At 54.9% G+C, this 18,663-nt stretch carries 20 protein-coding genes; 7 read left to right on the top strand and 13 right to left on the bottom strand.

Annotation, left to right across the window (positions count from 1 at the left end; all coding sequences use genetic code 11):
- Nucleotides 1-372: 372 nt before the first annotated feature.
- The 4 genes from ABWP27_RS07805 to recG form a co-directional block, all read right to left on the bottom strand.
- The gene (locus ABWP27_RS07805; protein ID WP_353155408.1) at nt 373-1,368 is read right to left on the bottom strand and encodes a TIGR01777 family oxidoreductase; all 996 of its coding nucleotides are present in this window, start codon (nt 1,366-1,368) and stop codon (nt 373-375) included.
- A 190-nt stretch (nt 1,369-1,558) separates the two neighbouring features.
- Entirely contained in the window at nt 1,559-2,413 is an 855-nt protein-coding gene (gene ubiA, locus ABWP27_RS07800) for a 4-hydroxybenzoate octaprenyltransferase (RefSeq protein WP_353155406.1), read from the bottom strand.
- Between the two features lie 53 nt (nt 2,414-2,466).
- Complete coding sequence (locus ABWP27_RS07795; RefSeq protein ID WP_353155404.1) at nt 2,467-3,414, bottom strand: LysR substrate-binding domain-containing protein; 948 nt, start codon at nt 3,412-3,414, stop codon at nt 2,467-2,469.
- 42 nt (nt 3,415-3,456) lie between these two features.
- Nucleotides 3,457-5,601 (bottom strand): ATP-dependent DNA helicase RecG, encoded by a 2,145-nt coding sequence (gene recG, locus ABWP27_RS07790; protein ID WP_353155402.1) that lies wholly within the window; start codon nt 5,599-5,601, stop codon nt 3,457-3,459.
- Nucleotides 5,602-5,837: 236 nt separating this feature from the next.
- Here recG and queA point away from each other — a divergent pair, with 236 nt between their 5' ends.
- The 5 genes from queA to secF all read left to right on the top strand — a co-directional run bounded on the left by queA (nt 5,838) and on the right by secF (nt 11,425).
- Nucleotides 5,838-6,863, top strand: coding sequence for a tRNA preQ1(34) S-adenosylmethionine ribosyltransferase-isomerase QueA (queA, locus tag ABWP27_RS07785; protein WP_353155401.1), 1,026 nt, complete (start codon nt 5,838-5,840; stop codon nt 6,861-6,863).
- Nucleotides 6,857-7,984 (top strand): tRNA guanosine(34) transglycosylase Tgt, encoded by a 1,128-nt coding sequence (gene tgt, locus ABWP27_RS07780; RefSeq protein ID WP_353155400.1) that lies wholly within the window; start codon nt 6,857-6,859, stop codon nt 7,982-7,984. The genes queA and tgt overlap by 7 nt, the downstream gene beginning before the upstream one ends.
- A 140-nt stretch (nt 7,985-8,124) precedes the next feature.
- Nucleotides 8,125-8,403: a preprotein translocase subunit YajC gene (gene yajC / locus ABWP27_RS07775; RefSeq protein ID WP_353155412.1), complete on the top strand. Its 279-nt coding sequence runs from the start codon at nt 8,125-8,127 to the stop codon at nt 8,401-8,403.
- Nucleotides 8,404-8,482: 79 nt separating this feature from the next.
- Entirely contained in the window at nt 8,483-10,342 is a 1,860-nt protein-coding gene (gene secD / locus ABWP27_RS07770; RefSeq protein ID WP_353155398.1) for a protein translocase subunit SecD, read from the top strand.
- A gap of 138 nt (nt 10,343-10,480) precedes the next feature.
- Nucleotides 10,481-11,425 carry a protein translocase subunit SecF gene (gene secF / locus ABWP27_RS07765; RefSeq protein ID WP_353155397.1) on the top strand — a complete coding sequence of 315 codons (945 nt, stop codon included), beginning with the start codon at nt 10,481-10,483 and terminating at the stop codon, nt 11,423-11,425.
- A 76-nt stretch (nt 11,426-11,501) separates the two neighbouring features.
- Here secF and ABWP27_RS07760 read toward each other — a convergent pair whose 3' ends face one another.
- The 5 genes from ABWP27_RS07760 to purB form a co-directional block, all read right to left on the bottom strand.
- Nucleotides 11,502-11,951 carry a MarR family winged helix-turn-helix transcriptional regulator gene (locus ABWP27_RS07760; protein ID WP_353155395.1) on the bottom strand — a complete coding sequence of 150 codons (450 nt, stop codon included), beginning with the start codon at nt 11,949-11,951 and terminating at the stop codon, nt 11,502-11,504.
- Nucleotides 11,952-12,026: 75 nt separating this feature from the next.
- Complete coding sequence (locus ABWP27_RS07755; protein ID WP_353155394.1) at nt 12,027-12,596, bottom strand: YceI family protein; 570 nt, start codon at nt 12,594-12,596, stop codon at nt 12,027-12,029.
- A gap of 67 nt (nt 12,597-12,663) precedes the next feature.
- A complete protein-coding gene (locus tag ABWP27_RS07750) occupies nt 12,664-13,239 on the bottom strand; it encodes a YceI family protein (protein WP_353155392.1) in 576 nt (191 codons plus the stop codon).
- A gap of 26 nt (nt 13,240-13,265) precedes the next feature.
- Nucleotides 13,266-13,802, bottom strand: a complete 537-nt coding sequence (locus tag ABWP27_RS07745) for a cytochrome b (protein WP_353155391.1) — start codon at nt 13,800-13,802, stop codon at nt 13,266-13,268.
- 109 nt (nt 13,803-13,911) lie between these two features.
- The gene (purB, locus tag ABWP27_RS07740; RefSeq protein WP_353155390.1) at nt 13,912-15,279 is read right to left on the bottom strand and encodes an adenylosuccinate lyase; all 1,368 of its coding nucleotides are present in this window, start codon (nt 15,277-15,279) and stop codon (nt 13,912-13,914) included.
- On the opposite strand from purB, the gene ABWP27_RS07735 reads away from it, so the two are divergent.
- Both ABWP27_RS07735 and ABWP27_RS07730 read left to right on the top strand, forming a co-directional pair.
- On the top strand, nt 15,278-15,463 hold the full coding sequence (locus ABWP27_RS07735) for a hypothetical protein (protein ID WP_353155388.1): 186 nt from the start codon (nt 15,278-15,280) through the stop codon (nt 15,461-15,463). The genes purB and ABWP27_RS07735 overlap by 2 nt on opposite strands.
- Before the next feature lie 7 nt (nt 15,464-15,470).
- Complete coding sequence (locus tag ABWP27_RS07730) at nt 15,471-16,079, top strand: glutathione S-transferase N-terminal domain-containing protein (RefSeq protein WP_353155386.1); 609 nt, start codon at nt 15,471-15,473, stop codon at nt 16,077-16,079.
- 109 nt (nt 16,080-16,188) lie between these two features.
- Here ABWP27_RS07730 and bfr read toward each other — a convergent pair whose 3' ends face one another.
- The 4 genes from bfr to ABWP27_RS07710 all read right to left on the bottom strand — a co-directional run.
- Nucleotides 16,189-16,662, bottom strand: a complete 474-nt coding sequence (gene bfr / locus ABWP27_RS07725) for a bacterioferritin (RefSeq protein ID WP_353155410.1) — start codon at nt 16,660-16,662, stop codon at nt 16,189-16,191.
- A 315-nt stretch (nt 16,663-16,977) separates the two neighbouring features.
- Complete coding sequence (locus ABWP27_RS07720; protein WP_353155385.1) at nt 16,978-17,391, bottom strand: ExbD/TolR family protein; 414 nt, start codon at nt 17,389-17,391, stop codon at nt 16,978-16,980.
- Nucleotides 17,391-18,119, bottom strand: a complete 729-nt coding sequence (locus ABWP27_RS07715) for a MotA/TolQ/ExbB proton channel family protein (protein ID WP_353155383.1) — start codon at nt 18,117-18,119, stop codon at nt 17,391-17,393. Before ABWP27_RS07715 ends, ABWP27_RS07720 begins: the two co-directional genes overlap by 1 nt.
- Before the next feature lie 12 nt (nt 18,120-18,131).
- A partial coding sequence (locus ABWP27_RS07710; RefSeq protein ID WP_353155381.1) for an energy transducer TonB occupies nt 18,132-18,663 on the bottom strand: 532 nt, incomplete at its 5' end.

The following is an 18,663-nucleotide window of genomic DNA, read 5'->3' as shown; positions in this document are numbered from 1 at the left end:
AGGAGAACGGCAATCATTATTTCGGGATTTTTATTTTCAATGTCGCTGGCAATGCAGCTTAGCGTCTGCATCAAAGGCGCATTGTGTGCAATATGTGCCAGCGCGCTTGAAGGAAGATCAACATTCATGGCGGTTGCAGCCGAAGCTCAAGAGTTGTTCGTGCATGTATGCATGTGCGGGAACGCCGGGCAATCATTTTCTGTGGTTTGTGCCTTGTAAAAAACAGGAGAGTCAACAACATTTGTTTGTTTCAGCGTGCCAAGCGGCAAGAAAACCATGACTCTAAGTGCAGTATTGCTAAGATTGCAAGGCATATTTGCAATGCGTGATTTCAGATGCCGCACTGTCTGTGCCACGTAAATTGACAGCCTATCAGGCTAGGCTGTTTTCCTTTCCATAGAAAATATTTTGCAGGGCGCTGCGCACATCGGGATAAGTAAATTCAAAACTGCTCGCCTGCAGTCGAGCCGAAGTCACACGTTGTCCCTCCAGCAGCAGGTCCGCTTGTTCGCCCAACAGCAGCCGCATCAGGATGGCCGGAGTCGGGAAAAAACATGGGCGATGCACCAGGTGTGCCGCCGTCTTGCTGAAGACTGCCTGCGTAACGACCTCCGGCGCAGTGAAATTGTATGCCGCGATTGCATTCTGCGTATTGTTTTGGCTATCACTAGCCTGCGGCCTGGTTTGCATTTTCCACAGATGCGCGATGGCGCGCAGCAAGTCTTCTACATGTATCCACGATAGCGATTGCCGGCCATCGCCCAAGGGGCCGCCCAATCCCAGCCTGATCGGTAACATCATCATAGGCAATGCACCTTCCTTGCCGAGCACTAGCCCGAAGCGCATGCATTTCACCTGCACGCCATACTGGCTGGCTGCATGCGCAGCCGCTTCCCACTCCTGGCAAAGTTCGGACATGAATACCGCTTGCGGCATGTCTGTTTCAGCCAGCAAGGCAGTATCTTCCCGCGCCTGTATTCCGTAATAACCGATGGCCGATGCTGACAGCAAGAGCCGGGGTTTGTGTACGGCCTGCGCGATCCAGCTCACAAGCTTTTGTGTCGTGCCTATGCGGCTCAGACGCAATACGCGCTTGCGCGCAGCGCTCCAGCGCCATCCCAGTATGCGTGCGCCGGCAAGATTGATGATGACATCCACGCGTTGCGTTGCCGGCAATTCATCCAAGCTGGCGATGCAGGTAACGGTGTCATCAAATTTTCGTGCAGTTTTTTCCGGATGCCTGGTCAACACGGTGACGTGCTGACCATCTTCCACCAGTGCCCTTACCAGCAGTTTGCCTATAAAGCCGCTTGCTCCTGTTACCAGCACATATTCCTGTACGTCACTAAAGTGGATGCGGGATGTCATGTGAGTTTCCGTTTTCGGTTGGTTGCCTTTATCGGTCACGCATGAAGGCTAACACGTGGTGATGGATTCCATGTCCGGCTTCGAGTGCGCATTGGCCTCAGTATTTCGCGAGGATCTCCGCGAAGTGTTGTATTGCCAGGTCATCAAATCAATAAAACCGGAAGCGAGAAATGAATCTGCTGGCGCGCAGTTAGCGTATCAGATAGTCGAGCACCACGCCGCCGAAGATGGCGGCGCCCAGCCAGTTGTTGTGGCGGAACGCGGCAAAGCAGCCTGCGCGTTCGCGCTCGTGGATCAGCGTGTAGTGATAGATCGCGCAGCCGGTGGCAATCAGCATTCCAGTAGCAAACCAGGTACGCAAACCGTATTGCCAGCCGACGATAAAAATAAGTCCCAGCGTCACTGCATAGCAAAACATGACGGCGGCGACATCGTAGCGGCCGAAGGTGATGGCCGAGGTTTTCATGCCCAGCTTCAAATCGTCTTCGCGATCGACCATTGCGTATTCGGTATCGTAGGCAACCGCCCAGAATACATTCGCCACCAGCAGCCACCATGCCGCTGCCGGCACCGTGTTTTGTACCGCAGCAAATCCCATCGGGATGCCGAAACCGAAAGCAATGCCGAGATAGGCTTGCGGGATCGCAAAGAAGCGTTTGAAGTAGGGATAAGTGCCGGCAATGATGACAGCTGCAATCGACAGCTGTTTGGTCAGCGTATTGAGCGGCCAGATCAATGCGAAAGAAAGTAGTGCCAGCACCAGCGCCACCAGCAATGCTTCACGCGGCTGGATTTTTCCGCTGGTCACCGGCCTATCTACCGTGCGTCGTACATGCTTGTCGAAATCGCGATCGGCATAGTCGTTGATCGCGCAACCGGCCGAGCGCATCAAGATCGTGCCCAGTGTGAAAATCGCGACCAGCGTCCAATCGGGTTTGCCGTCCGACGCCAGCCACAAGGCCCACAAGGTGGGCCATAGCAGCAGCAGTATGCCTATGGGTTTGTTGAGACGAACGAGCCGGAAATACAGTTGCAGACGATTCATGAGACGATGTTGATTGTGTAAATGGAGCGCGGCATATTGAAGCGCGCAGGAAGTCAGCCTTCAGACAGCGGCTCGTCAGGCAGCATCGTCACGCCGGACAAATCACAGGACAGCATGGCTTGTCTGACGGCTTCGATCGCCGCGCCGCGCGTAAAGCTTTTACGCCATACCAGCACCACGCGTCGCGACGGGCCGGGCTGAACGAAAGGGAGGTAGCGCAGCATGCCGTCTTTGACGTGCATGTCGGGCACCGAAGCTTGCGGCAGCACGGTGATGCCTATGCCGGACGCGACCATATGGCGTATGGTTTCCAGCGACGAGCCTTCAAAAGAGCGCGCGATGCCGTCGCCGGTAGTCGAGAAGCGCGACATTTCCGGGCAGACTTCCAGCACCTGATCGCGGAAGCAGTGACCGTTGCCGAGCAGGAGCATGGTTTCGGATTTCAGATCATCGGTACTCACGCTGCTGCGTTCGGCCCATGCATGATTTTTCGGCACTGCCACGACAAACGGTTCGTCATAGACAGGTTGCACCAGCAGGCCCTGATCGGGAAACGGCAGCGCGACGATGGCTGCGTCGAGTTCGCCCTGGCGCAATAGTTCGAGCAACTTGACGGTGAAATTTTCCTGCAGCACCAGCGGCATTTGCGGCACGCGATCTATCATGGCCTTGACCAGTGGCGGCAGCAGATACGGTGCGATGGTGTAGATGATGCCGAGACGGAACGGGCCAGCCAGCGGGTCCTTGTTCTGCTTGGCGATTTCCTTGATGGCGGCGGTTTGTTCCAGCACGCGTTCGGCTTGCGCAACGATTTGTACGCCTAGCGGTGTCATCGAAATTTCGCTGCCACCACGTTCAAACAGCGTGACGCCCAGTTCATCTTCCAGCTTCTTGATGGCGACCGACAAGGTTGGTTGTGCGACGTGGCAGGCTTCGGCAGCATGACCAAAATGTTTTTCGCGGGCGACGGCGACTATGTATTTGAGTTCGGTAAGTGTCATCTTCTGGCTAATCTCGTGCAGTGGACTTGCGAAGCGTTCATTCTATACCTTCAGATAATCTTCGCGCGCACCCAGCCAGCGTGCCAGATGGGCCGCTACTGTCACGGGGTCGTCGCGCAACAATGTCTGTGCCACATCGCGTGCGCGATCGACCAGCCACTGATCGGTTTCCAGATCGGCAAAACGTAACATTGCCTGGCCAGACTGGCGCGCTCCGAGAAATTCGCCGGGGCCGCGTATTTCCAGATCCTTGCGTGCAATTTCAAAACCATCGGTCGATTCGCGCATGATGCGCAGGCGCTGTTTGGCGATCATGCCGAGCGGGCCCTGATAAAGTAGCAGGCATACGCTGGCTGCACTGCCGCGCCCGACCCGACCGCGCAATTGATGCAATTGCGACAGGCCGAAACGTTCTGCATGTTCGATCACCATCAGCGATGCATTCGGTACATCGACGCCGACTTCGATCACGGTGGTGGCGACCAGCACGTGTACTTCGCCGCGCGTGAAGGCATCCATCACCTGCTGCTTTTCTGCCGGCTTCATGCGGCCGTGTACAAGCCCGACCTGCAAATCCGGTAGTGCTTCAACCAGTGTCTGATGCGTATCGGTCGCTGTCTGTAATTGCAGCGCTTCCGATTCTTCAATCAATGGACAGACCCAATACACCTGCCGTCCTTCGAGTGCAGCAGCATGTACGCGAGCGATGACTTCATCGCGACGATTCTGATCGATGACGCGAGTGACGATAGGTGTGCGTCCCGGCGGCAGTTCATCGATGACGGACACTTCCAGATCGGCGTAGTAAGTCATCGCCAGCGTGCGTGGAATCGGTGTGGCCGACATCATCAGTTGGTGCGGGATTTTTTGTTTGGCGGATGCGGCGCTGGCATCCAGTCCTTTGTTGCGCAAGACCAGTCGCTGACCGACGCCGAAGCGATGCTGTTCATCGACAATCACCAAACCAAGTTTTGAAAATTGCACGTCTTCCTGTATCAACGCATGCGTGCCGATAATCAATTGCGCTTCGCCAGATTCGATGCGCGTCTTGGCTTCCAGTTTTTCTTTTTTCTTCAGGCTGCCGGTCAGCCATGCAACGTTCACGCCGAGCGGTTCCATCCAGCCGGCAATCTTGCGGAAATGCTGATCGGCCAGAATTTCTGTCGGTGCCATCAGCACTGCCTGGAAGCCGCTATCGATAGCCTGCGCTGCTGCAAGCGCGGCGACCACGGTTTTGCCGCTGCCGACGTCACCCTGCAGTAATCTTTGCATGGGGAAGGATTGCTGCAGGTCAGAGCGGATTTCTTCAAGCACGCGTTGCTGTGCACGTGTCAGTGAAAATGGCAGCTGCTTTAAAAATGCCTTGGATAATTTTCCGACAATCGGCAATACAGCCGCACCTTTTTCACGACGCGCGATCTGTGCACGCTTCATCGACAATTGCTGCGCCAGCAATTCGTCGAATTTCATGCGCACCCAGGCTGCATGTGAACGGTCGGCCAGTGCGCTTTCATCGATATCGGGTGGCGGATTGTGCAACAGGCGTACTGCCGGTTCGAAGGGCATCAGGTCGAGCGAGGCGCGCAATGGTTCCGATAAGGTATCGCGCCATTCGATACGCGCCATTGCATCGATGATGGTTTTGCGCAGCAGCGTTTGCGACAGGCCTTCGCCGGCCGGATAAACCGGTGTCAATGCCGATGGCAGCGGCGCACCTTCTGTCACCATCTTGTAGGAAGGGTGCACCATCTCTGCGCCGAAGAAACCGTGCCGCACTTCGCCGCGCGCACGCACGCGATTGCCTTCGGCCATCTGCTTGACCTGGCTACCGTAAAAATTCAGGAAGCGCATCACCAGTTGGCCGGAGTCGTCCGCAATCGTCACGACCAACTGGCGGCGTGGGCGGAACGCGACTTCGCATGAAGTGACGACGCCTTCTACTTGAATCGAACGGCCAAAGATGAAGCCGGCTTCGCTGATGGTCTTGATCTCGGTTTCATCTTCGTAGCGCGAGGGCAGATGCAAAACCTTGTCGATGTCGGAGCGCAGCCCGAGCTTGATCAGCTTGTCATCGATTTTGGCTGCGCGCGTGGTTGCCGCAGGGGCAGCAGTTTTGGTGGCAGCTTTAGCAGCGACTTTGCTGGCGTTTTTTGCAAAATCAGCGGGCTTTTTCTTCAATACAGGCATATCGGGCCGAAAATGGGGCGGCAAGGCGTAAAATAGCGGGTTTTGCGATGTCCGGATAAACAAGAAGTCAGGCGTTTTTTGAACGCTGTTCTTTGCGTAGACCATGAAATGAAATATGGCCACTCCGGCAAGCTTTGCAACCATAGCAGTTCTGTCGCGCGATTGCATGCAAACAGGGATAAATTTGTATGTGTGAACGGACAACTGCCGACGCTATTCTTCCTTCATTAAGCCGTATGTATTCACTTTCCGATTTCGATTTTGAACTGCCGCAAGAATTGATTGCGCAAACGCCGCTGGCTGAACGCAGCGCATCGCGTCTGTTGCAGGTACTGCCGGATGCAATGATCGATCGCGCGTTTGCCGACATTGTCGATTTGCTGGCGCCCGGCGATCTGCTGGTCTTCAACGATACCCGTGTATTGAAAGCGCGTTTCTTCGGCGTCAAGGAAACCGGCGGCAAGGTCGAAGTATTGGTCGAACGCGTGATCGACTCGGCTCATGTGCATGCACAAATCCGCGCCTCGAAATCACCAGTGCAGGGTATGTCAATTCGTCTGGCCGATGCCTTCGATGTGATCGTCGGTGCACGCGTGGGGGAATTCTACGAACTGCAATTCCCGGGTGATGTGTTCGAGCTGATAGAAGCACATGGCCGGCTGCCTTTGCCGCCGTATATCGAACATGCGGCCGATGCCTACGACGAAACACGTTATCAAACCGTGTACGCCAAAACGCCGGGTGCGGTGGCGGCGCCGACAGCGGGTTTGCATTTCGATCAAGCCTTGCTGGATACTCTGAAGGCTAGAGATGTGCAGTTTGCGTATGTGACCTTGCATGTAGGCGCCGGCACTTTCCAGCCGGTGCGCAATGAGAATCTGGCCGAGCATAATATGCATAGCGAGTGGTACACGATTTCGCAAGAAACGGTGGATGCGGTGCGCGCCACGCAAGCTGCCGGTCACAACATTGTTGCAGTCGGCACCACCAGCATGCGTGCGCTGGAGTCGGCGTCGCAAAGCGGCAGCCTGCAGGCAGGCAGTGCGGATACGCGTTTGTTCATCACGCCCGGCTACACCTTCAAGACGGTGACGCGCCTGATCACCAATTTCCATTTGCCGAAATCCACGCTGCTGATGCTGGTGTCGGCCTTTGCCGGTTACGATGCAATCCGCGCCGCTTATCAACACGCCATTTCACAACGCTATCGCTTTTTCAGTTACGGCGATGCGATGTTTTTAACCAGAATGCCTCCATGCTGAATTTCAAATTACTCAAAACCGATGGCAACGCACGACGCGGCCAGCTGACCGTCAATCACGGCGTGATCGAAACGCCTATCTTCATGCCGGTCGGCACTTATGGTTCCGTCAAGGCGATGTCGCCGCTGGAATTGAAAGAGATCGATGCACAGATCATTCTCGGCAATACCTTCCATTTGTGGCTGCGCCCGGGCAATGACATCATCGCCAAGTTCGGCGGCTTGCACGAGTTCATGGGCTGGGACAAACCTATCCTGACCGATTCCGGCGGCTTCCAGGTATTTTCACTCGGCGAAATGCGCAAGATCACCGAAGAGGGCGTGCATTTTTCTTCGCCTATCAATGGCGATAAATTATTCCTGTCGCCGGAAGTATCGATGCAGATTCAGCGCGTATTGAATTCCGATATCGTCATGCAGTTCGATGAATGCACGCCGTATGAAATCGACGGTCGTCCTGCGACGGCTGACGAAGCGGCGAAATCGATGCGCATGTCCTTGCGCTGGGCCCGGCGTTCGCTGGATGAATTCAACCGCGAAGAAAACCCGAATGCGCTGTTTGGCATCGTGCAGGGCGGCATGTTCGAGCATTTGCGCGATGAATCGCTGGCCGGGCTGGAAGAGATCAATTTCCACGGTGTGGCGATCGGCGGCCTGTCGGTAGGCGAACCGAAGGAAGACATGATGCGCGTGCTGGAACACGTAGGTCCGCGCCTGCCGGCCAACAAGCCGCACTATTTGATGGGCGTCGGTACGCCGGAAGATCTGGTGGCGGGGGTGTCCAACGGCATCGATATGTTCGATTGCGTGATGCCGACGCGGAATGCGCGCAACGGCTGGCTGTTTACGCGCTTTGGCGATATCAAGATCAAGAATGCGCGTTACAAGGATGACAAGCAACCGCTGGATGCCAGTTGCGGCTGTTACGCCTGCCGCAATTTTTCGCGCGCCTATCTGCATCATTTGCACCGCACCGGCGAGATTTTGGGTGCGCGTCTGAATACGATCCATAACCTGCATTACTACCTGGATTTGATGCGCGAAATGCGGGAAGCCATTAGCGAAGGGCGTTTCCAGCTGTTTGTGAAGCAATTTCATGCTGATCGGGCACGCGGCGCCTAGCCTGTATTTCGCTAATTCCCACAGAGCACTGGAAAGTATTCTTCCAGTGCTAGAATAACCGACTTATTTATTACAACAACCTGGAGCATTCCGTGTTTATTTCCAACGCATACGCAGCAGCGCCGGCAGCCGGCGGCATCATGGGCAGTCTGACTCAGTTCATCCCTATTCTCTTGATGTTTGTGGCGCTGTATTTCCTGATGATACGTCCACAGATGAAACGTCAGAAAGAACACAAGCTGATGGTGGAAGCGGTCACGCGCGGCGATGAAGTCGTTACATCCGGCGGCGTACTCGGCAAAGTCACCAAGGTATCGGATGTCTACGTGTCGATCGAAGTCCAGGAAGGCACGGAATTGGTCCTGCAAAAAAGCGCGATCACGACCCTGTTGCCAAAAGGTACGATCAAGTCGCTGTAATGGGTTAACTGCCCCACCTCCGCTGGCCGGATGTGGGGTTGATTTTTGTCTGACGTTCCACCCTGAACCCTGAAACAATATGAATCGCTATCCCCTCTGGAAGTACATTACGATCGTCATCGCCCTGCTGTTGGGTGCGTTGTATACGATACCGAACTTCTTCGGTGAGTCGCCGGCTGTGCAAATCAGCAGCGCCAAGGCTACGGTCAAGGTAGACAGCTCCCTGATGACGCAGGTTGAGCAAGTGCTGCAAAAAAACGGTCTCCAGTCCGATGGGATGGTGTACGAAACGATAGGCACGCAAGGTACGGTGCGCGTGCGTTTCCCGAATACCGATGTCCAGTTCAAGGCCAAGGGCCTGCTGGAAAGCAACCTGAATCTCGATCCGACCGATCCAACCTATCTGGTCGCATTCAATCTGTTGCCGAATACGCCTGCATGGCTGCAAAGCCTGCACGCGGCGCCCATGTATCTGGGCCTCGATCTGCGCGGTGGCGTGCACTTCCTGATGCAGGTTGATACCAAGGCTGTCATGAACAAGCGCGTGCTCGGCTTGCAGGCCAGCGCGCGTGCCATCCTGCGCGACAAGAACGTGCGTCATGCCGGTATTGCCCGCAATGGCGACAACATCGAAATCTTGTTCCGCGATGCCGACACCCGTGCCAAGGCACGTACCGCGCTGGGCGACGAGTTGCGTGAGTTGCTGCTGACCGATGCCGGCAGTGGCGAGGAACTCAAGCTGGTGGGCGCGCTGCAACCGACTGCCTTGAAGCAGACGGTGGAAGACGCCGTGCAGCAAAATATCACTACCTTGTCCAAGCGGGTGAATGAACTGGGTGTGGCCGAGCCATTGATCCAGCGTCAGGGTGCTGATCGCATCGTCGTCCAGTTGCCTGGTGTGCAGGACGTTTCGCGTGCCAAGGACATCATCGGTAAAACAGCAACACTGGAAGTGCGCCTGGTCGATGAAACAGTCACCCGCGGCACGGAAGACACGGCGACGATTCCATTCGGTTCCGAACTCTTCAAGGTCGGCAAGAATGCGCCGGTGGTTCTGTACAAAGACCCTATCATCACTGGTGAATACATCTCCAGCGCATCGGCCAGTTTCGATCAGAATCAGCAGCCTTCCGTCAGTATCGATTTGAACGGCGACGGCGGTCGCCGCATGCGCGAAGCAACGCGTTCGCGCGTCGGCAAGGCGATGGCGATCGTGCTGTTCGAGAAAAACAAGGGCGAAGTGCTGACGGTTGCAACGATACGCGACGAATTGGGCGCTCGCTTCCAGATTACCGGCATGGGTTCGTCTGAAGCCGCCAGCGATCTGGCCTTGCTGTTGCGCGCAGGTTCGCTCGCAGCACCGATGGAAATCATCGAAGAACGCACGATCGGACCGCAACTCGGCGCAGAAAACATCAAGAAGGGTTTTGATGCAACGCTGTATGGTTTCATCGGCATCGCGATTTTCATGATTCTGTACTACCGCGCCTTCGGCTTTTTCAGTGTGTTTGCGCTGGGTGTCAACGTGATGCTGCTGATCGCCTTGCTGTCCATGCTGCAGGCGACGCTGACGCTGCCGGGTATCGCCGCGATTGCGCTGACGCTCGGTATGGCGATTGATGCCAACGTACTGATCAATGAGCGGATACGGGAAGAATTGCGGGCCGGGCATTCGCCGCAGACTGCGATCGCGATGGGTTTCGAGCGTGCATGGGCGACGATTCTTGATTCCAACGTGACGACATTGATTGCCGGTCTGGCCTTGCTGATTTTTGGCTCCGGTGCAGTGCGCGGTTTTGCCGTCGTGCATTGTCTCGGCATTCTGACCTCGATTTTCTCTGCCGTATTTGTATCGCGCGGCGTCGTCAATCTCTGGTATGGCCGCAAGAAAAAACTGACATCGGTATCGATCGGCCAGGTCTGGAAGCCGACCGACTGATAATGTATGGACGGCGTGCAATGTGCATGCCGTCGCATATCCGATCAAGCATAGTGAGCAAGACTTAGTATTTAGACAGACCGCTGGCACGACGCGTAAAGCGCGACACCATGCAGCGGTCGCCATGAGAGGAAAGTGATGGAGTTTTTCCGCATCAAAAAAGATATCCCGTTCATGCGCCATGCGCTGATTTTCAACGTGATTTCAGTGCTGACATTCGTTGCCGCCGTGTTTTTTCTGGCGCACAAGGGCTTGCATCTGTCGATCGAATTTACCGGCGGTACGGTGATGGAAATCACTTATCCGAAGCCGGCCAATATTGAGGGCGTACGCACCAAGCTCGGCGAGCTGGGTTACACCGATATGCAGGTGCAGAGTTTCGGTACCGCGCAAGACGTATTGATACGGTTGCCGGTACAGCAAAATGTGAACACCGCACAGGTCAGCGAGCGAGTGATGGCGGCACTGAAAGCGCAGGATGAAACGGTTTCTCTGAAGCGGGTCGAGTTTGTCGGACCGCAGGTTGGTGAAGAGTTGACGCATGATGGCTTGATGGCGATGGGCATGCTGGTAATCGGGGTCATGATTTACCTGGCGATTCGTTTTGAATGGAAATATGCGGTAGCAGCGATCTTTGCCAACTTGCATGACGTCGTGATCATCCTGGGCTTCTTCGCCTTCTTCCAGTGGGAATTTTCGCTGACGGTGCTGGCGGGCATATTGGCGGTGCTCGGCTATTCGGTGAATGAATCAGTGATCGTGTTCGATCGCGTGCGTGAAACCTTCCGTGATCGCAAGCACGGCAAGATGGCGGTGGCCGACGTGATGAACCACGCGATCACCGGCACGATTTCGCGTACCTTGATTACGCACGGTTCAACCCAGTTGATGGTGTTGTCGATGTTCTTTCTCGGTGGCCCGACCCTGCATTACTTTGCGCTCGCATTGACGATCGGCATCTGCTTCGGTATCTACTCATCGGTGTTTGTCGCAGCGGCGCTGGCAATGTGGCTGGGTGTCAAACGTGAAGACCTGATCAAGCCGATCAAGGAAAAAGACGAACATGACGGCGCGGTAGTGTAAGTAGCGCAGACAGCAAAAAGCCGGCAATTGCCGGCTTTTTTATTGTGCATGCGGCGTATCACCGGAGCAGTATTTCTCAGTATTTTTCCTTTGGCGCACGTCCAGTCAGGTTTGCGTGCAGCTTGGTCAATTCCTTGTCCAGCGTATCGAAATCCTGTTCGTCATAGTTGACGAAAGATTGCTTGCCGAATGCGATTTGCGGTGCAAACACGCGCTTGAATTCGGCTTCTCCCTTGGCAGTCAATCGCACCAGCGTACTGCGCCGGTCTGCCAGATGCGTCACACGCGTGACCAGCTCCTTTTCTTCCAGCCGGTCGATCACGCCAGTGAGCGTGCCTTTGGTGATCAGCGTTCTTTCGCCCAGCTCCTTGAATGTCATGCCTGGCGTATTGCCCAGTGTTGCCACGATATCGAACTGCGATGGTGTCAATCCGGTTCGGCAGCGTATATTGGCGCCCGATTGGCGCTCGAATGCGTGGAAGCATTCAGCCAGTAAACGGATACTGCGGAGATAGCGTTCAGTCATGAAATATCAATGTCGAATCAAAATGAAAAGCCGGCCCACAATTGCGCCGGCTTTTTACAGATAGCCGATTTCCTCTTAGTCTGCCTTGACAGCTTCCACCTGAATCGCCAGCTTGACGTCAGGCGAGAAGCCGTAGTTCATGCCGTAGGTCAGGCCGAAATCGCTGCGCTTGAAATCGGCGGATACATCAGCGCCGCAGACTTCGCGTTTCAGCATTGGATGCTGTATGCATTTGAACTTGTTGATCGTCAGTGTCACAGGCTTGGTGACGCCGAGCAGCGTCAATTCGCCGTCTACTGAAACAGGCTTGTCGCCATCAAACTTGATCGATTTGCTCTTGTAGGTCGCGGTAGGGAATTTCTCGACGTTGAACAGATCCTTGCTCTTTGCATGTTCATTCATCTTGGCATGGCCGAAATCGATGGAGGTGGCATCGATCACGATATCCAGCGAACCGGTTTTCGCAGCGCGATCCAGCACGACATTGCCGCTGGTTTTGTCAAACTTGCCGCGCCATACCGAGATGCCCATGTGGTCGGCTTCAAAGCTTGGATAGGTGTGGCTAGGGTCGATCGTGTAGGTTTGTGCAAAAGCGGAGGTCGCGCTGGCGGCCAGCAAACAGATCAGTGCAATTTTGGATTTCATTCAATAACTCCTGTGGGATTTAAATAATATAAGGCGGTTTTACTGCAATGCTTGTTGCGTTGTACTGCTATTGCGCCGCAACGACGCGAAACTTGATCGTGACTTCATCGGCCACCATGCTGGTATCTTTCCATTCGCCTTCACCGATAGCGTAGGTCAAGCGCTTGATCGGCAACACGCCTTCAAACACCTGGTTGGCACCGTCTTTTTTCACTGTCAGCGGGAAGCTGACATCGGTGGTTTTGCCCTTGATGCTCAGTTTGCCGGTCACATCGAGTTTGCCGGCGGCACCGGCCTTGATCTGGCTGGAGACGAAGCTGGCTTTCGGGAATTGCGCGGCGTTAAACCATTCCTTCTTCATGACTTCCTTGTTGTACTCGGGATCGCCCAGATCGAAGCTGGCGATATCGATCTCGACATTGGCTTTCGATGTTTCCGGTTTGGTGCTGTCGTACGAAATCTGTGCATTGAATTTCTTGAATTTCGCATCGACCGGGACATTCAATTGCTTGAAGGTGATCGTGACGCTGCTTTTTGCAGCATCGGTTTTCAGTGCGGTAGCGGCAATGGCCGGCAGTGCGACGCAAACAGTTGCGATTGCAATCCAGCGACTTGTCTTGCCGGAAATGGAGCGGAGGAACATGGACTATCCTTTCGAGAAAAATGTATTTACGGAAGCATGCGTTGCAGCGTGCGATCGCGATCAATGAATTGATGCTTGAGCGCGCCCAGCACATGCAGACAGAAGACGATCAGCAGCGTGACATTGCATGCGTAATGGACCTGTTTGAGCAGGACTTTCAGTTCGGGATCGGGAGCAATGAATACCGGTAAAGGCAGGATGCCCAGATACACTACCGGCACGCCGGCGGCCAGGCTGTAAAAATAACCGGACACGGGTACTGCAAAAATCAGCAGATACAGCAGGCCGTGCGCTGCGTTCGCCATCTTTTTCTGCCAGACCGACATGCCGGCGGCGTAAGCTGGCGGCGTATGCGTCAGGCGCCACAGCAGGCGCAGGCAGGCGAGACCGAAGATGGTCACACCCAGCCATTTATGCCAGGAAAAATACTTGAGCTTGGTTGGCGTCAGGCCGGGAATATCGACCATCGTCAGCCCGAGCAGGAAGGTGGCAATGATCAGGATGGCCATCAGCCAGTGCAGTGCAATGGCTGTCAGCGAGTAGCGGTTCGTGGATGAACGCATAGTTTCATTTTAATAATAAGTTCAAGTTAGGACTAATATAGCAAAATAAATAGAAGTCTGCTGGCGCCGGTTTTTTTACCGGTGCCAGCGCGCTTCTATTGGACGTGGCTTAAATTTCCTTGGCCAGCTTGGTCGCGTAACCGATGTAATTGGCAGGCGTCATCGCCAGCAGCAAATCCTTGGCTTCCTGCGGAATTGCCAGTGTGACGATGAATTCCTGCAGCGCTTCTTTCGAGATGCCTTTGCCGCGCGTCAGGTCTTTCAACTGTTCATACGGATTTTCGATGCCGTAGCGGCGCATCACGGTTTGCACCGGTTCAGCCAATACTTCCCAGGTTTCATCCAGATCTTCTGCCAGGCGTGCCGGATTGACTTCCAGCTTGTTCAAGCCGCGCAGGCAACTGTCGTAAGCCAGCAAAGCGTAGCCGAAGCCGACACCGATATTGCGCAACACGGTGGAGTCGGTCAGATCACGCTGCCAGCGCGAGACCGGCAGCTTCTCTGCCATGTGCTTCAGCACGGCATTGGCCATGCCGAGATTGCCTTCGGAGTTTTCAAAGTCGATCGGGTTGACCTTGTGCGGCATCGTCGACGAGCCGATTTCGCCGGCCTTGGTCGATTGCTTGAAATAGCCGAGCGAGATGTAGCCCCAGATATCGCGGTTCAGATCCAGCAGGATGGTGTTGGTGCGTGCAATCGCATCGAACAGTTCAGCCATGTAGTCATGCGGTTCGATTTGAATCGTGTATGGATTGAAGGTCAGGCCGAGACGGTTTTCAATCACGTCTTTCGAGAATGCCTGCCAGTCGGTATGCGGATAGGCCGACAAATGCGCATTGAAGTTGCCGACTGCACCATTCATCTTGCCGAGTATCTGTACAGCGGCGATGCGGTCTATGGCGCGTTTCAGGCGTGCCACGACATTCGCCATTTCCTTGCCGAGCGTGGTCGGGCTGGCCGGCTGGCCGTGCGTACGCGACATCATCGGCAACGCTGCATTGTCGTGCGCGAGTTGCGTCAGTTTTGCGGTCAGCGCCTGCAGTGCAGGCACCATCACCGTGTCGCGCGCAGCTTTGAGCATCATGCCGTGTGAAGTATTGTTGATATCTTCCGAGGTGCAGGCAAAGTGGATGAACTCGGTGGCGGCGACCAGTTCTGGCACGTCCTTGACCTGTTCCTTCAGCCAGTATTCGACGGCCTTGACGTCATGGTTGGTGACGGCTTCGATATCCTTGATGCGTTGAGCATCGGCTTCGGTGAAGTCGGTGGTCAGCTTGTTCAGCAAGGCATTGGCGCTGGCCGAAAACGGCTTGATCTCGGCGAAGCCGGCCGTCGACAAAGCTTGCAGCCATGCAATTTCTACTTTCACGCGGTGATGCATGAAGCCGGCCTCGGACAGGATAGGGCGAAGTTTGTCGGTTTTGGCAGCGTAACGGCCGTCCAGCGGTGAAAGAGCGGAGAGTGCGGAAAGAGGCATGATGATGGGCGACAAGCGCAATGACGTGAATGAAAAAGCTGCCGAAAATACAAAAACGGCGCATATACGGAATCCGTCATTTTACCATCCGTACGGGGGCTTGGAGCCGGTTGCCGGATTGGCCGAGAATGGCGGGCTTCTCCGTGGCGTCGATGTTATAATCGCCTTCCAATTTTCGACCTAAAGCATCTATGAAACTGATTGGTTCTCTCGCCAGCCCGTATGTGCGCAAAGTGCGTGTTGTCATGCTGGAAAAAAAGATCGATTACGATTTTGTTCTTGAAAATGTATGGTCGCCCGACACCGCGATTCAGGAATCCAATCCGCTCGGCAAAGTGCCGTGCCTGGTCATGGAAGACGGTGGTGCGATGTTCGATTCGCGCGTGATCGTCGAATACCTGGATACCCTGACGCCGGTCGGCAAGCTGATCCCGGCACATGGCCGCGAACGCGCTGAAGTCAAATGCTGGGAAGCGCTGGCTGACGGTGTATGCGATGCCGCCATGCTGCTGCGTCTGGAGCATACGCTGCGTCCTGCAGAACAACGCACACAAAGCTGGATCGACAGACAGACTGCCAAGGTTAATGCCGGGCTGAAGGCAATGTCGACGGGTTTGAAGGACACGGCGTTTTGCGCCGGCAATCAGTACACGCTGGCTGACGTGGCGGTTGGCTGTACGCTGGAGTGGCTGAGTTTCCGTTTTCCGGAAATCGCATGGCGTACCGACTATCCGAATCTGGAAAAGATGCTGGAGAAATTGTCCGAGCGACCATCGTTCAAGGAAACATCGCCCAGGTAAGTAACAAAACTACGCGGCGATATGAAAAAAAGGGACGCAGATTGCGTCCCTTTTTCATTTTGCGATTACCGCTGAGGCGGCAATCGAGATGGTAACTGCAGCGGTGAAATTACTCGCCCGCCATTTGCGTTTGCAGGTAATTCTGGATGCCGACTTTTTCAATCAGATCAAGTTGCGTTTCCAGCCAGTCGATGTGCTCTTCGGTATCGTCGAGGATGAGCTGGAACAATTCGCGCGATACATAATCGCCGCCGGCTTCGCATGCTGCGATGCCTTCTTTCACGGTCTTTTGCGCCATCGTTTCCAGTTTCAAATCGCAGCTCAGCATTTCCTGCGTATTTTCGCCTATCATCAATTTATGCAGTGCTTGCAGATTCGGCAAGCCATCCAGCATCAGGATGCGGTCTATCAGTTTGTCGGCGTGCTTCATCTCGCCGATGGATTCTTCATATTCCTTCTTGGCGATTTTTTCAAAACCCCAGTGCTTGTACATGCGTGCATGCAAAAAGTATTGATTGATGGCGCTGAGTTCGTTGGTGAGCTGCGCGTTGAGCAGCTTGATGATATTGCTGTCACCTTTCATGGGAGCCTCGAAAGTGATGTGGAAAATGGGCTGGCTGACAGGCGACCGTTCCGGTTGCGCGATCTGCTCAGCAGGGATGAACATGATAGCGCAGGAAGTGCAATGCATGACCATTCCGACTGCATTTCGTTAGCTGGAATCATTCGTGTTTCGATTGCAGAAGCAAGGCTGGGAAAGGGTTTTCCGGGTGTGGAAAATACTGCCGGAAAGAAATGACATGCAAATAAAAACGCGCTGCAGCGAAAGCTGAGCGCGTTTTTATGTGATCGGCAGAAGGGGTTTAAAGCCTTGCCGTTTGATGCATTGCTCGTTGCATTATTTCTTTGGCGCTTCCGTGACGAATCCCATTTTGGTGAGACCGCCGGATTGCGCTGCAGCCATGACTTGTGCGACTTTTTCATACGGTGTCGTACGTTCGGCGCGCAGATGCAATTCAGGTTGCGGCGTGACTTTGGCGGCGTCGGCGACGCGGGCTGCCAACTGGCTTTCATCCAGTATTTCATTGTTCCAGTAAACCTGGCCTGCCGCATCGATAGAGACGTTGATGGTTTCAGGTTTGACTTCGTTGGGCTGATTGGCCGCACGCGGCAAATCGAGCTTGACGGCGTGATTCATCACCGGAATGGTCATGATGAAGATGATCAGCAAAACCAGCATCACGTCGACCAGCGGCGTGGTATTGATTTCCGGATTGAAATCATCTTCATCCGATAGAGAGCCCATTGCCATCATGCACCTCCGACGGCAACCAGTTTGGCGCCGCTTGCGCCCGGTGTATTGGTATCGTTGGCGCGCGCGCCGGTGACGAACAGTGCGTGCAGATCGAAACCGAATTTATTCATTTTGGCGATCAGGCTCTTGTTGCCGCGGACCAGGGCGTTGTAGCCGAAGGTTGCTGGAATCGCGACTGCCAGGCCGAGTGCGGTCATGATCAGCGCTTCGCCGACCGGGCCGGCGACTTTATCTATGCTTGCCTGGCCCGAAGTGCCGATGGCAACCAGCGCGTGATAGATGCCCCACACGGTGCCGAACAAGCCGACGAATGGCGCGGTTGAACCGACCGATGCCAGTACGGCCATGCCGGTTTGCAGTTTGGCAGAGGTTTCATCGATGGCCTGACGCAGCGACAATGTGACCCAGTCGCTGACCGACAACTCATCGTGCAAATGACCCTTGTGCGCTTCATGGTGGCGCATGGCTGTGACGCCTGCATCGGCAATGGAGGCAAACGGATTGCCGCTGCCCAGCGTAGCAGTGCCTTCGGACAGGCTGGTGGCGTCCCAGAATTCATGACCGGCGGCACGTGCGGCGCGGCGATATTGCATCAATTGCAGTGCCTTGGTGACGATGACGTACCACGATGCGATCGACATCGCGACCAGCAGTATGGCGACGCCCTTGGTGACGAAATCACCTTGTGACCACAAACTTTCTAAACCGTATGGGCTGACTTCCATGATGATTCCTTCTTATCTATTTAGTGTGAAATTAATTGGGACGATGGCAAATGCAGGAGCCGGTCGCCCGTCTTCCAGATAGGGTTTGAACAGTGCACGCATCACGGCATCGCGTGCTGCATCGTCCATGCGCAGGGAGCCTGATGATTTTTGCACTTCGACTCTTTCGGCGCGGCCTTTTTCATTGATCAACACGCGCAGCGTAACCGTTCCTTCGTTACCCATACGTGCATCCAGCGGTGGATAAACCGGACGCGGCGCATTGATGTAGGAAACGCCTGAAATCAATTTCGGCGTTGCCGGCGCAGAGGGCGCTGCAGGTGCCGACGGTGCGGCGACTGCAGGCGGCTCTTTCGATTCCTGCGGCGGCGTAGCGGTTTCGGTAATGGCTTGCGGCGATGGCGCTTCTGTGACGACCGGACGTGGTGTTGGACGCGTTACCTGTTTTTTTACCACGGGCACCGTTTTCGGTTCAGCTGGTTGCGGTTTTGGTTGCGGCGCCGGTTGCTCGGTGATGAAGCTGGCGAAAATTTCGGTCGGCAAT

This window comes from Herminiimonas fonticola (genome assembly GCF_040395855.1).
In the GTDB taxonomy this organism is placed as follows: Bacteria; Pseudomonadota; Gammaproteobacteria; order Burkholderiales; family Burkholderiaceae_D; genus Oxalicibacterium; species Oxalicibacterium fonticola_A.
The sequence above is the reverse complement of the archived record's forward strand: the minus strand, read 5'-3'. Positions and strand labels throughout refer to the sequence as shown.